Annotated in this window: 12 protein-coding genes; 7 read left to right on the forward strand and 5 right to left on the reverse strand. The window is 70.9% G+C overall.

Features of this window, described 5'->3' with window-relative positions; all coding sequences use genetic code 11:
• Positions 1 to 2: 2 nt before the first annotated feature.
• The 4 genes from BL253_RS12400 to BL253_RS12415 form a co-directional block, all read right to left on the reverse strand.
• Positions 3 to 1,253 (reverse strand): amidohydrolase family protein, encoded by a 1,251-nt coding sequence (locus BL253_RS12400; protein WP_076816499.1) that lies wholly within the window; start codon positions 1,251 to 1,253, stop codon positions 3 to 5.
• A 223-nt stretch (positions 1,254 to 1,476) separates the two neighbouring features.
• A complete protein-coding gene (locus BL253_RS12405) occupies positions 1,477 to 2,445 on the reverse strand; it encodes a quinone oxidoreductase family protein (RefSeq protein WP_076816501.1) in 969 nt (322 codons plus the stop codon).
• A complete protein-coding gene (locus BL253_RS12410) occupies positions 2,445 to 2,804 on the reverse strand; it encodes an EthD domain-containing protein (protein ID WP_076816502.1) in 360 nt (119 codons plus the stop codon). The genes BL253_RS12405 and BL253_RS12410 overlap by 1 nt, the downstream gene beginning before the upstream one ends.
• A 100-nt stretch (positions 2,805 to 2,904) precedes the next feature.
• Positions 2,905 to 4,062 carry an acyl-CoA dehydrogenase family protein gene (locus BL253_RS12415; protein ID WP_076816504.1) on the reverse strand — a complete coding sequence of 386 codons (1,158 nt, stop codon included), beginning with the start codon at positions 4,060 to 4,062 and terminating at the stop codon, positions 2,905 to 2,907.
• A 196-nt stretch (positions 4,063 to 4,258) separates the two neighbouring features.
• Here BL253_RS12415 and BL253_RS12420 point away from each other — a divergent pair, with 196 nt between their 5' ends.
• The 6 genes from BL253_RS12420 to BL253_RS12445 all read left to right on the forward strand — a co-directional run bounded on the left by BL253_RS12420 (position 4,259) and on the right by BL253_RS12445 (position 10,424).
• The gene (locus BL253_RS12420; protein WP_076816506.1) at positions 4,259 to 6,313 is read left to right on the forward strand and encodes an alpha-ketoacid dehydrogenase subunit alpha/beta; all 2,055 of its coding nucleotides are present in this window, start codon (positions 4,259 to 4,261) and stop codon (positions 6,311 to 6,313) included.
• 138 nt (positions 6,314 to 6,451) lie between these two features.
• Positions 6,452 to 7,738, forward strand: a complete 1,287-nt coding sequence (locus tag BL253_RS12425; protein WP_076816508.1) for a cytochrome P450 — start codon at positions 6,452 to 6,454, stop codon at positions 7,736 to 7,738.
• A 36-nt stretch (positions 7,739 to 7,774) separates the two neighbouring features.
• Positions 7,775 to 7,969 carry a ferredoxin gene (locus BL253_RS12430; protein WP_007509929.1) on the forward strand — a complete coding sequence of 65 codons (195 nt, stop codon included), beginning with the start codon at positions 7,775 to 7,777 and terminating at the stop codon, positions 7,967 to 7,969.
• On the forward strand, positions 7,962 to 8,813 hold the full coding sequence (locus BL253_RS12435) for an enoyl-CoA hydratase-related protein (RefSeq protein WP_081438254.1): 852 nt from the start codon (positions 7,962 to 7,964) through the stop codon (positions 8,811 to 8,813). The genes BL253_RS12430 and BL253_RS12435 overlap by 8 nt, the downstream gene beginning before the upstream one ends.
• Positions 8,810 to 9,589: an SDR family NAD(P)-dependent oxidoreductase gene (locus BL253_RS12440; protein ID WP_076816509.1), complete on the forward strand. Its 780-nt coding sequence runs from the start codon at positions 8,810 to 8,812 to the stop codon at positions 9,587 to 9,589. Before BL253_RS12435 ends, BL253_RS12440 begins: the two co-directional genes overlap by 4 nt.
• A gap of 16 nt (positions 9,590 to 9,605) precedes the next feature.
• Complete coding sequence (locus BL253_RS12445) at positions 9,606 to 10,424, forward strand: SDR family NAD(P)-dependent oxidoreductase (RefSeq protein ID WP_081438255.1); 819 nt, start codon at positions 9,606 to 9,608, stop codon at positions 10,422 to 10,424.
• Positions 10,425 to 10,497: 73 nt separating this feature from the next.
• On the opposite strand, the gene BL253_RS12450 is transcribed toward BL253_RS12445, so the two are convergent.
• Positions 10,498 to 11,238, reverse strand: coding sequence for a TetR/AcrR family transcriptional regulator (locus BL253_RS12450; protein ID WP_076816511.1), 741 nt, complete (start codon positions 11,236 to 11,238; stop codon positions 10,498 to 10,500).
• 238 nt (positions 11,239 to 11,476) lie between these two features.
• On the opposite strand from BL253_RS12450, the gene BL253_RS12455 reads away from it, so the two are divergent.
• On the forward strand, positions 11,477 to 12,526 hold the full coding sequence (locus tag BL253_RS12455; protein WP_076816513.1) for a cyclase family protein: 1,050 nt from the start codon (positions 11,477 to 11,479) through the stop codon (positions 12,524 to 12,526).
• The last annotated feature ends 151 nt before the right edge of the window (positions 12,527 to 12,677 follow it).

A 12,677-nucleotide genomic window follows, 5' to 3' on the forward strand; every position in this document is an offset into this window, starting at 1 on the left:
GCTCAGACTGTCGCGGGCTGCTTGAAGCCCATCACCTCGGCGAGCGTGCCGCCGACGATCGCCTTGCGCTCCGCGTCCGGGACACCGGCGAACTGCTGGGCGAGCAGCTCCTTGCTGCCCCGGAACGTGCCCTCCGCGTGCGGGTAGTCGTTGCCCCAGATGATCGAGCTCACGCCGGTGATGTGCCGGGCGGYGACCGCGGCCAGGTCGTCGGAGAACGAGACGTGGAACTGGCGCTGGACGTACTCGCTCGGCATGAGCGGGTAGGGCCACTTCTCGTTGAGCAGGAAGATCCGCGCCATCGTGTCCTGGCCCTCGAGGGTCGGCGGGGCCTCGTCGTTCCACGAGCCGATCCACCAGTCGGTGTCCTGGCCGATGCCGGTGGTCCACGCCTTGTCCATGGCGCCGACGAGCGAGGACAGCCAGTGCGCGTTGAACTCGATCAGGTTGAAGTGCAGCTCGGGGTACCGCTCGGCCACGCCGGCGCCGATCAGGTCGCAGATCACCTTCTGCGGCGTGAGCGTCGACAGGACCGACTGGGTGTAGAGCCGCTCGGCGGCGGACTTCGCGGTCACCGGCTGGTTCACCTGCCGGGCGTTCTCCTTGACGACCCGCATCGTCGAGGACGACGGGTTCTTCATCTTCACGCCACCGGTCTGGGTGTGGAAGAAGATCTGCGCGCCGGCGGCGCGGGCCGCGTCCCAGACCCGGTCGAGCGCCGGGTCCCAGTAGGTCGTCGGCGGGATGCCGGGCAGCAGCAGGGCCTTGAAGCCGGCGCTGGTCACCCGCTCGATCTCGGCGACGGCGTCGTCGATGTCCGTGAGCGGGATCGGGCAGGTCGGGGCGATGCGGTCCCGGAACGGCAGGAAGCGCTCGATGAGGTAGCCGTTGTAGACCCGGGCGTGCTCGATCGACAGCTCGTGGTCGTCGGAGTACAGCCCGAAGATCGACAGGTTCGGGTGCATCACGCAGGCGTCGACGCCGTCGGCTTCCAGGTCCTCGATGATCGTCTCCGGGGAGCCGTCGGGCGTGCGCCCCGAGGTCTGCCGGTACCGGGAGACCGTCCAGCCCTCGAAGCCGGGCGTGTGCAGGCGGCGGAAGACCTTCGCCCCGCCCTCGACCAGCGGCTCCTCGAGCTCGATGTCCWCCTCCCAGACCGCGCGGTCACGCAGGTGGACCGGCATGCGGGTCTTGAAGAGGTCGATCGGCTCGAGGATGTGCCCATCGGCAGAGACAACAAAATCCTTGGACATGCCACACCATCCGTTCGGGATCGGCTTGTACCGACCGGTCCATCAAGGTCTATCCGCCCAGATGTATTGAGTCAATACCGTTTGAAGCCAAAGCATCGGCGATGTGCAGCGGCAAGCGACCGAGCTGGGCGCAGAGGCGCGCCTCGCGGAGGCCCGGCCCACGAGCGAAGCGAGTAAGGGGCCGTAGCGCCGTGCCCGCACGGAGCGAACCAGAGATACAGGCCTACTCGGGGCGGGCGACCACCTTGCCGAAGAGGTGGCCGTCCACCATGGCCTGGAAGCCGGCCCGGGTCTCGGAGAGGGGGATGACCTCGTGGATCGGCGGCTGGAGGCCGTGGTCCACGATCATCTTCACGAGCCCTTCGAGATCGTGGCGGGATCCCATGGTGGTGCCGACGATCCGCAGGTTGGCCAGGTACAGCCGCTCGATGTCCAGGGGCGGGTTCGTCCCGGATGTCATGCCGGCGACGACGATCGTGCCGCCGGGACGCACAGCCTTCATCGAGTGCGCCCAGGTGGCCGCCCCGACGGTCTCGATGACCGCGTCGACCCGCTCCGGGAGCCGTGCACCCGGCTCGAACGCCGCGGCCGCGCCGAGCGCGACGGCGCGGGAGCGCTTCTCCTCGGACCGCCCCGTGACCCAGACGCGCACGCCGGCGGCGCGGCCCAGCAGGATCACCGCGGTCGCCACGCCGCCGCCAGCCCCCTGCATGAGGACCGTCGTGCCCTCGGTGGCGCCGGCCAGGACGAACAGCATCCGGTAGGCGGTCAGCCAGGCCGTGGGCAGGCAGGCCGCCTCCTCGAACGACAGCTCGGCCGGCTTGGCCACCAGGTTGCGCGACGGCACGGCGATGCGCTCGGCCAGGCCGCCGTCGTGGAAGTCCGACAGCATCGAGATCCTCGGGTCGAGCACCTCGTCACCCGTCCAGGCGGGGTCGCCCACCAGCGCGTGGACCAGCACCTCGTCGCCCGACTCGTCGACGCCGGCCACGTCCGAGCCGAGCACGCGCGGGAATGGCGCGTTCCTGGGCCCGTGCCCGCGCAGCGACAGGACGTCGTGGTAGTTCAGCGACGCGGCCCTGACCTCGACGAGGCTCCAGCCCTCGGGAACGGCGGGCTCCGGGTGGTCGCCGACGCGCAGCCCCGCGAGCGGGTCGGCCGGGTCGGCCGCGGTGATCGTCGCGGCCAGCATCAGCGGCCGACCCCGAGGTCGGACTCCTCGGTGACGAGCGCGTACCGCCTGCTCTTGTCCATGAAGTTCTCCTCGTCGTCGCGCAGCACCCCGCCCTCGTCGCCGAGGTACCACCTGTTCCAGGCCGCGAGCCCGGCGCGGTCGCGGAACCCGATCTCGGTCACGCAGTCGTACGCCGTCTCGGTGGTGCCGCGGCCGAGCACGACGGTGTGGTTCTGCACGTAGTGGATGATCGCGTCCGCCACCTCGGCGGGGATCACGCGCTGGAAGAGCGGCGCGTGCCGGTGCTCGTAGTACTCCCGGAACTCGGCGAGTGTCAGGTCCGGCCGGCGCTTGATCAGCGCGACGATCTTGATCATCGCGCGGGCCGGGTCGTCGTGACGTACGTCTCGGCCGTTACGGCATACGTCTCGTCCGCCACGGCATACGTCTCGTCCGCCACGGCATACGTCTGGGCCGTCATGGCGTGCGCTTCGTGAGGTGCCGGGCGATGACGTTGCGCTGGATCTCGCTGGTGCCCTCGCCGATCTCCAGGACCTYCGCGTCCGCGTAGAACCGGGAGATGGCGGACTCGCGCACGTAGCCGTAGCCGCCGTGGATCTGCACGCTCGCGCTCGCCGCGCGGTTGGCGACCTCGGAGGTGTAGAGCTTGGCCATCGCCGCCTCCTTGGCGAACGGCCGGCCCCGGTCGCCGAGCCACGCGGCGCGGTACACCAGCGCGCGGGCGGCCTCGACCTCGGTGGCCATGTCGGCGAGCTTGTGGCCGATCGCCTGGAAGCGGGAGAGCTTGCTGCCGAACTGCTCGCGCTCGTTCRCGTGCCGCAGCGCCAGGTCGAGGGCGGCCTGCGCGAGGGAGAGCCCGAGGGCCGCGACGCTGATGCGCCCGGCGTCGAGGACCTCCAGGAACTGGCGCAGGCCGTTGCCCTCCTCGCCGATCAGGTGGTCGTCGGGGATCCAGCAGTCGGTGAAGATGAGCTCGCGGGTGTCCATCGCGTGCCAGCCCAGCTTGCGCAGCGCGTTCCCCTTGGAGTACCCCGGCGTGCCGTCGGGGATGAAGAACGTGCCGAAACGCTTCTTGCCGTCGGACGACGTGCCGGTCGTCGCGAGGATGGTGACGCCGAGGCTGATCGGCGTGCCGGCGTTGGTGATGAACATCTTCGTGCCGTTGATCCGCCACCCGTTACCGTCGCGGACCGCGCTCGTGCGTACGGACCCCGCGTCCGAGCCGGCGGTCGGCTCGGTGAGGCCGAAGGCGCCGAGGTGCGTGCCGGTGGCCAGCGGGACGAGCCAGCGCTTCTTCTGTTCGTGCGTGCCGAAGGCGGCGAGCGGCAGCGACGCGATCGTCGAGTGGGCGTTCCACGCGGCGGCGATCGACTGGTCCGCGGCGCCGATGGCCTCCATCACGGCGACGTAGGAGACGTAGCCCGCGTCCGCGCCGCCGTACTCCTCGTCGATGAGCATGCCCATGATCCCCAGCTCGGCGAACCTGGGGAAGATCTCGGCCGGGAAGTACTCACGCTCGCTCCAGTCGGCGGCGTGCGGCTCGATCTCCTTGGTCGCGAACTCGCGGCACACGCGTTGGAGGGCGAGCGTCTCCTCGGGGAGATCGAAGTCCATGGCCGCTTCCCGTMGACGAAGGGTTGCATTTTTGGAACGAGCGGTACAAGAATGTCGCGTTGTCGCCCGATGTCAAGCGGCCTGCCGCGCTGCCGCGGGCCAGGTGCGGGCCAGGTCACCGTTGGCCGGATGCGGCCAGGCCACCGAGGCCGGGTGCGGGCCAGCGGGTCACAGGCTGGAAGGAAGGCTGCAGGCGTTGACGTCCACCGACGTGGAAGAGATCGGCACCGATGCGGCGACGCTGGGTGAGCTCTACCGGCGGATGCGCCTGATCCGGCGCTTCGAGGAACGGGCGTCGGTGCTCTACCGAGACAGCCAGATCCCCGGCTTCCTGCACCTGTCCATCGGCCAGGAGGCGACCGCGGTCGGCGCCTGCTGGCCGCTCGACGACCGGGACGTGATCACGTCCACGCACCGCGGCCACGGGCACTGCATCGCCAAGGGCCTCGACGTCACCGAGATGTTCGCCGAGCTGATGGGGCGCGAGACGGGGACGAACCGCGGCCGCGGCGGCTCGATGCACATCGCCGACCCGCGCAAGGGCATCTTCGGCGCGAACGGCATCGTCGCGGCGGGCCTGCCGATCGCCGCCGGCGCCGCCACCGCCGCGCGGCTGCGCGCCGCCAGCGGTACGGGCGCGGCCAGCGGTACGGACGAGGGCGACGGTACGGACGAGGGCGACGGTTCGGCCGGCGGTGACGGTTCGGCCGGCGGCGTCGTCGTCGCCTTCTTCGGGGACGGCGCGGTCGGGCAGGGCATGTTCCACGAGGCCGTGAACCTGGCCGCCGTCTGGGACCTGCCGGTGATCTTCCTCTGCGAGAACAACCACTACGCCGAGTTCTCGCCCGAGGCCGACCAGCACCGCGCCTCGCTGGCCGACCGGGCCCGCGGCTACGGCGTGGGCTACGCGCACGTCGACGGCAACGACGTGCTCGCGGTGGCGCGGACGGCGTCGCGGCTGGTCCGTGACCTTCGGGCCGGCGCCGGGCCGGTGCTGCTGGAGGCCGAGACCTACCGTTGGCACGGCCACTACGAGGGTGACCCGGAGCGATACCGGGACGCCACCGAGGTCGACACCGCCAAGATCGGCGATCCGCTGCTGGTGCTCGCGCGGCGGATGGAGCCGGAGCAGGTCGCGGCGATCGACCGGGACGTCGACGAGCTGATCGAGAAGGCGGTGGCGACGGCGTCCGCCGCGCCCGAGCCCGACCCGGCGACGCTGTACCACTACGTCACCAGCCCGCGCGAAGCCGTCGCGGAGCCGCCCGAGCCGGCCGGTGAGATCTTCCGGACGATGGACGCGGTGCACGACGCGCTGGACCTCGAGCTGGGAAGCGATCCGGACGTGTTCGTCGCCGGCATCGACGTCGGCGCCGGCGGCAACGTCTTCGGCCTCACCCGCGGGCTGGCGGCGAAGTACCCCGGCCGGGTGCGCGACACGCCGATCTCGGAGAGCGCGGTCATCGGCGTCGCCGTCGGCGCGGCCATGGCCGGCCTGCGGCCGGTGGTCGAGGTCATGTACCTCGACTTCATCGGTGTCTGCCTCGACCAGATCATGAACCAGGCCGCGAAGATGCGCTTCATGAGCGGCGGCGCGGCCAGCCTGCCGCTGGTCATCCGCACCCAGTTCGGGGCGGGGCGCTCGTCGGGCAGCCAGCACTCACAGAGCCTGGAGGCCCTGCTCGCGCATATCCCGGGGCTCACGGTCGTCATGCCGTCCACACCGGCGGACACCTACGGCCTGCTGCGCAGCGCCATCCGCGACCCGAACCCCGTCGTCTTCATCGAGAACCGGCTGCTCTACGGGCGCAAGGGGCCGCGCCCCGCGTCCGACGCGCTGATACCGCTCGGCAAGGCCGCCGTTCGTCGCCAGGGCACGGACGTCACGCTCGTGTCCTACTCGAAGATGGTGCACAACTGCCTCACCGCCGCCGAGCAGCTGGCCGCCGAGGGGATCAGCGTCGAGGTCATCGACCTGCGCACGATCGCGCCGCTGGACTACGAGACGGTCCTCGGATCGCTGGCGAAGACCAACCGGCTCGTCATCGCGCACGAGGCGGTGACGCCGTTCGGTGTTGGCGCGGAGCTGGCCGCGGCGGCGGTGCGCGAGGGCTTCTGGACGCTGGACGCCCCGGTGATCCGGGTCGGTGCCCAGCCGACCCCGGCGCCGTACGCGCCGTCGCTCGAACGCGCCTGGCTGCCGGACGTCGAGCGGATCGCCGCCGCGGTGCGTGAGTCGGCCAGCGCGTAGTCAACGCCCGCGGCCGCCTACCACCGAGATCAGGCAGACGCAGACCCGGACGCGTGCAGACCCGCGCGCCCCGACGCACAGCACGACCGCACGCCGAGCGCGACCCGGCGCCAAGCGCGACCGAACCGGAGCAGCCAGATGACGGAACTGACCGATTTCAGCACGGTGAACTTCTTCCGCAACCAGGACGTCGCGGTCGACCCGTGGGCGTACTTCAACTTCCTGCTGGCCGACCGTCCGGTCTGGATCGAGCCAAAGTACGGCGTCGCCATGGTCTCCGGCTGGGAGGAGGCGCTGGCCGTCTTCCGCGACCCGGACACGTTCTCCTCCTGCAACCTCATCGCCGGGCCGCGGCCGGCCTTCCCCGTCGAGATCAAGGGGCAGGGCGACGACATCTCCGAACTGATCGAGGCGCACCGGGACGTGCTGCCGCAGAGCGACCAGCTCGTCACCTTCGACCCGCCGAAGCACACCGCTCACCGTGCGATCCTGATGGGGCTGATCACGCCCAAGCGCMTCAAGGAGAACGAGGAGTTCATGTGGCGGCTGGCCGACCGCCAGCTGGACACGATCCTCGCCATGGGCACCTGCGAGTTCATCGAGGACTTCGCCCAGCCCTACACGCTGCTGGTCATCGCCGACCTGCTGGGGGTCCCCGAAGAGGACCACCAGATGCTGCTGGAGAAGACCGGGATCGGCGTCCTGCCCGGTGGCACCGACGAGAAGCAGTCGATGGGGCACCACACCCTGGACCCGCTCTACGACTACTTCATCGACCGCATCGGGGCCCGCCGGAACAACCCCCAGGGCGACGTCCTGACCGGCATGGCGCAGGCGACCTTCCCCGACGGGACCACCCCGGACCTGATCGACGTCGCCCGGATCGGGGCCAACCTGTTCGCCGCCGGCCAGGAGACCACCGTCCGCCTGCTCGGCGCGTGCCTGCAGCTGCTCGGGGACAGCCCGGACCTACAGCGGCAGCTGCGGAACGACCGGAGCCTGATCCCGCGCTTCGTCGAGGAGGCGCTGCGCCTGCAGGGGCCGATCAAGAGCATGTTCCGGCTGGTGCGCAGGTCGACCAGCCTCGGCGGGATGGACCTGCCCGCGGGGACCGTCGTCTCGCTGGTCGGCGGCGCCACCGGCCGGGACCCGCGCCAGTTCGAGAACCCGGACGCGCTGTGGCTGGAGCGCCCGAACGCGCGCCGGCACCTGGCGTTCGGGCACGGCGTGCACACCTGCCCTGGCGCTCCGCTGGCCCGGTCCGAGGTGCGCGTCGTCCTGGAGCGGCTCTTCGACCGCACGTCCGCGATCAGAACCTCCGAGGAGTTCCACGGCCCGGCTGACGCGCGGCGCTACGAGTACATGCCCACCTACCTGTTCCACGGCCTGATGAAGCTGCACGTGGAGCTGACTCCCGTCGCGTGAGACCAGTGAGCCCGAGATGCGAGTGGAGGAGCCAACGTGGCTCATGAGATACGGATTGATCGTGACCTGTGCATGGGGTCCGGTCAGTGCCTGATCTACGCGCCGAGTACCTTCGCCCAGGATGACGACGCGATCGCGATCGTCGTCGACCCCGACGGCAACACGGCGGCGGAGCTCGTCAGCGCTGTCACCGGCTGCCCGACGCAGGCGATCTCGGTCGTCGATGTCTGACGCTGACGCCTCGCCTGGTGCTGGCGCTGTCCCTGGCGCCGGGTCCGAGTCCGGCGCCGTTTCCGAGGCCGTCCGCTACGAGGTCTCCGGCCACGTCGCGGTGATCACCCTGAACCGGCCCGCGGCGCGCAACGCCGTCAACCACGACGTCGCGGTCGGGCTGGAATCGGCGATCGACGCCCTGGAGAACGATCCGGACGTCTGGGTGGGCGTGCTGTGCGCCAACTCCGACGGGCAGGCGCGCCCGGTGTTCTGCGCCGGCGCGGACCTCAAGGCGATCGAGGCCGGGCAGCTCGACACGCTCATGACCGCTCGGGGCGGGTTCGCGGGCTTCGTGTTCCGCGAGCGCGCCAAACCGGTGGTCGTCGCGGTCGACGGCCTGGCCACCGCCGGGGGGCTGGAGATCGTCCTGGCCGCCGACCTGGTCGTGGCCAGCACCCGGTCGGCCTTCGGGCTCGCCGAGGTGAAACGCAACCTCGTCGCCTCCTCCGGCGGTCTGTTCCGGCTGCCGCGGGCGATCGGCCAGGCGGCCGCCCTGGACGCGATCCTCACCGGCGAGCCGCTCGAGGCGACGCGTGCGTTCGCGCTGGGCCTGGTCAGCCGGCTCGTCGAGCCCGGCGAGGCGCTCACGGAGGCGCTGCGGCTGGCCGAACAGATCGCCGCGGCCGCGCCGCTGGCGGTGCGGGCCAGCCGCCGGATCGTGCGCGCCGCCGCGACCACTGACGATGACACGCTGCGAGCGATGTGCGACCAGGAGTTCAGGCGGCTGCTCGACTCCGAGGACACGAAGGAAGGGTTGGCGGCGTTCATCGAGAAGCGCTCGCCGCGGTGGAGTGGGCGATGAGTGACCGGATCGAGATCCCGCCGACGTTTCCGACCGTCGGCGACGTCCGCGGTAAACGCGTGGTGCTGACCGGCGCCGGGCGGGGGCTTGGCGAGCTGCTCGCGCACGCGTTCTCCCGGGCCGGCGCGAGTGTCGCGCTGGTCGCGCGCACCGAACGCGACCTGAAGACGGTCGCCGACACCCTGCCCGGCCCGGTGCTGCTGTTCGGCGGCGACGTGCGCGACGTCGCGTTCAACGACGCGGTGGCCGACGGCACGGTGGAGGCCTGGGGCGGGGTCGACGCCTGGATCTGCAACGCCGGCATCTCCCCGGTCGTCGCCGGTCCGTTGAAGACCGACCCGGACGTGTGGCGCGACGTCATCGACGTCAATCTCACGGGGGCTTTCCTGGGCGCCCGCGCCGCCGCGCGGGTGATGACCGCGGGCGGACGCCTGATCTTCACCGGGTCCGTGCTGGGGGAGCGGCCGGCGCGCGGCCTGGCGGCCTACAGCGCGTCCAAGGCCGGGTTGGTGGGAATGGCGAAGGCGCTGGCGCTGGACCTCGCCTCGGCGGGGATCACCGTGAACGTGGTCGCCCCCGGCTGGTTCGACTCACCGCTCGCCGCCGGCTGGAAAAGCAACGACCGCCTGGAGCGGTCCATCCTGGACCACACGGCGTTGCAACGCTGGGGCCGGCCCGGCGACCTCGCCGGGGCCTACCTGTTCCTGGCCTCCGCCGCCGCCGACTTCCTCACCGGAGCCGTCCTCAATGTCGATGGCGGCTACCTACTCAAGTAAAAAGGTAAGAGGTCAGATGTCCGATCAGCACGACGTCATCGAGCAGGGCGTCCTCGAGCAGGTCACCGAACAGGCCGTCTCTCGCCCCGGCGCCGCCGGGCGGCGGGTGGTGGTGCTTCTCGGCGCGGGCGGGACCCTGGGCTCCGCGTTGGCGCGCGTGTTCGCCGCCGAGCCCGGCACCGACCTCGTCCTCGCCGACGTCAGCGAAGCGGCGCTGGCCGCGACGGCGGAGGGCATCAAGGGTGGCGGCGCGAAGCCGGAGACCGCCGTCGCCGACGTCAGCGACCTGGCCCAGGTCGAGGCCGTCGTGCGCCTGGCGGTGGAGCGTTTCGGCCGGCTCGACGTCCTCATCAGCAACGCCGGCGTGCTCGCGCAGAACGGGCGTATCCACAACCTGACGACCGCGGACTGGGACCGGTCGTTCCGGGTCAACGTGCTGGGCGCCGTCAACGCCATCCACGCCGCCGTCGGCCCGATGCGCCGGCAGGGCAGCGGGTCGATCATCCTGACGGCCTCGGTGGCGGGCATCACCGCGTGGTCGCACTCGGCGCCGTACTGCGTCACCAAGGCCGGCGTGATCCACCTCGCCAAGGTCGCCGCCGTCGAGTACGCCCGCGACGGCATCCGGGTGAACGCGGTCTGCCCCGGCACCTTCCTCTCCGGAATGCACACGGAGCTGCCCCAGAGCGCGATCGACGCGATCTCGGCGAAGCACCCGCTCGGCCTCGGCGCGGCCGACGACCTGGTCGGCGCCTACTCCTACCTGGCGAGCGACGCCTCGCGGTGGACGACGGGGTCGGCGATCGTCGTCGACGGCGGTTACGCCGCGCCGTAGCTTGGTCCCCTCGCCGCGTAGCCGGGTCTGGCCACGCGGCGGCCGGGTCCGGCCACGCGGCGGCCGGGTCCGGCTAAGCGGCGCCCTGGCGCCGCTTCTTCGCGCCCGTCCGCGCCGGCGTGCCGCCCGCGCCCGCTACGTCCGTCGCGCCCGCCGCATTCGTCGCACCAGCCACGTCCGTCGGCGGCCTGGCGACGATGCCGGCGGACGGCGGTGCGGCGGAGATGCCGCGGACGAAGATGTCGGCGTACTGCTCCGCGAGGTCGAGCACGCCGACGCGCCCGCCCGGGCGCAGCCACAGGTAGGTGTAGTTGTGCATGCCGAGCCACGCCTTCGCCGCCATCGGCGGGTCGATGTCGCGGAAGTGCCCCGAGCGCTGGCCCGCCTCGAAGACCTCCTCGACGCGCATCTCGTAGTCCCGGCGTCGCCGCCGGAACGTCTCGGCGTTCTCACCGGTGAGCGCGGGGAACTCGTGCAGGAAGACCCAGACGTGGTCGGGATAGCGGTGGATGACGTCGAGGAGCTCGGCGCCGAGCCCGCCGAGCCGCTCGGGAGGGGTACCGCCGAGGCTCGCGACCCGGTCGGCTCCGGCCATCACCTCGTCCATCACCCGGTCGTGGATCGCGACGAGCAGCTGCTCCTTCGAACCGATGTAGTAGTAGAGGGCCCCCTTGCCGACCTGGTTGGCCTCGCAGAGCTCGGCCGTGCTGGTGCCGTGGAACCCCCGCTGGGCGAAGAGGTGCGCGGACGTGTCGATGATCTCCTGGCGGCGCAGCTCCCATTTGGCGCTGCGCCGAACACTGACCTCCGTCATGGCCTTCGCGGTCGCTCCGTTCGGCTCAGCTGTGTCGATGGCGCTGTGTCGTTGGCGGCCCGGTGGGGCCGTGTCATCCGAGGTCGGGCGCCGGCTCGTGCCGCCGGAGGCCGTGTCTCGTGCCGCTGCGCACGTCTCCCTGCCGGCTAGGATACGTGGCCGTCCAATTATTGACCGCTCGGTACAAGATTGGCTAGGTTCGCTGGGCGGGTGACCRTCCCGGCCCTGAGGAGGAACAGTGGCAAAGCGCTGGAAGCAGCGTCCGCAGGACTCGAACTGGGGCGACTGGGGCGACGACGACGAGCTTGGCCGCGTCAACATGATCACGCCGGAGAAGGTGCTCGAGGGCGTCCGCGAGATCACCGCGGGCAAGGCGTTCTCGCTGAGCCTCCCGCTGGACCTCCCTGGTGGCAGCTCGCTCAACCAGCGCCGCTACCCGCCGATCCTGCGGCCCACCGAGGACCTGAAGCACAACCCCGACGTCTTCTACAACATCGTCGGACGCGACCAGCTCCACTACTCGTTCACCGACGTCTGGTCCGACGACATGGTGACCCTCTGGCTGCAGTACTCGACGCAGTGGGACGCGCTGGTCCACCAGGGCGCGCTGTTCGACGCGGATGGCGACGGYGTCGACGAGCCGGTGTACTACAACGGTTTCCGGCCCGGCGAGGATGTGATCGGGCCGCGCGAGGACGCCAAGGGTGACGGCAGCGGCAGCCTCAGCTTCGCCCGGCACCTCGGCCTCGAGCACATGGCGGCGCACGGCGTGCAGGGCCGGGCCGTGCTGATCGACATCGCCCACCATCTCGGCAACACCGAGGAGTGGACCGCGGTCAGCTGGAAGACGCTGCGCGAGATCATCGACGCCGACAAGGTGGAGATCCGCCCTGGCGACATGGTAATTCTCCACACCGGGTATGCCACCAAGATCCTGGAGTGGAACGGCAAGCCCGACGAGTCCCGTATCCAGGCCATGTACCCCTACCTCGACGCGCAGGACGACGGGATCCTGCAGTGGATTATCGACTCCGGACAGTCGGCGCTCATCGCGGACAACTACGCCGTCGAGGGTTTCGCACCCGCGAGCCGCGAGCCGCACACCCTCCTGCCGATCCACAAGCTGTGCCTGTTCAAGCTCGGCATCCCGCTCGGTGAGCTCTGGTACCTCCACGACCTGGCCGCCTGGCTGCGTGAGCACAACCGCACCAGCTTCCTGCTCACCGCCCCGCCCCTACGCCTCCCCGGCACCGCTGGCGGCCCGCTCACTCCCGTCGCGACGGTGTAGGCGGAAACCGCTGATGGAACCCGCGTGGGGCCTGCCCCACACGGGGACTGACGGTGAGGCTGGTTCCGGCGCCTCGGAGATCTGAGGCAATGCCACTTAGTTAGAACCATTTTCGATCTTCACGCGAACCGCTGACCTGCGGCGATGCCGG

Source organism: Pseudofrankia asymbiotica, from assembly GCF_001983105.1.
GTDB classification, from domain to species: Bacteria; Actinomycetota; Actinomycetes; order Frankiales; family Frankiaceae; genus Pseudofrankia; species Pseudofrankia asymbiotica.

What these genes read in the sequence shown, in the direction of transcription:
- BL253_RS12435 (WP_081438254.1), top strand. Translation starts at nt 7,962, where the DNA reads ATGTCTGACGCTGACGCCTCGCCTGGTGCTGGCGCTGTCCCTGGCGCC.
- BL253_RS12410 (WP_076816502.1), bottom strand. Translation starts at nt 2,804, where the DNA reads ATGATCAAGATCGTCGCGCTGATCAAGCGCCGGCCGGACCTGACACTC.
- BL253_RS12405 (WP_076816501.1), bottom strand. Translation starts at nt 2,445, where the DNA reads ATGCTGGCCGCGACGATCACCGCGGCCGACCCGGCCGACCCGCTCGCG.
- BL253_RS12450 (WP_076816511.1), bottom strand. Translation starts at nt 11,238, where the DNA reads ATGACGGAGGTCAGTGTTCGGCGCAGCGCCAAATGGGAGCTGCGCCGC.
- BL253_RS12440 (WP_076816509.1), top strand. Translation starts at nt 8,810, where the DNA reads ATGAGTGACCGGATCGAGATCCCGCCGACGTTTCCGACCGTCGGCGAC.
- BL253_RS12445 (WP_081438255.1), top strand. Translation starts at nt 9,606, where the DNA reads ATGTCCGATCAGCACGACGTCATCGAGCAGGGCGTCCTCGAGCAGGTC.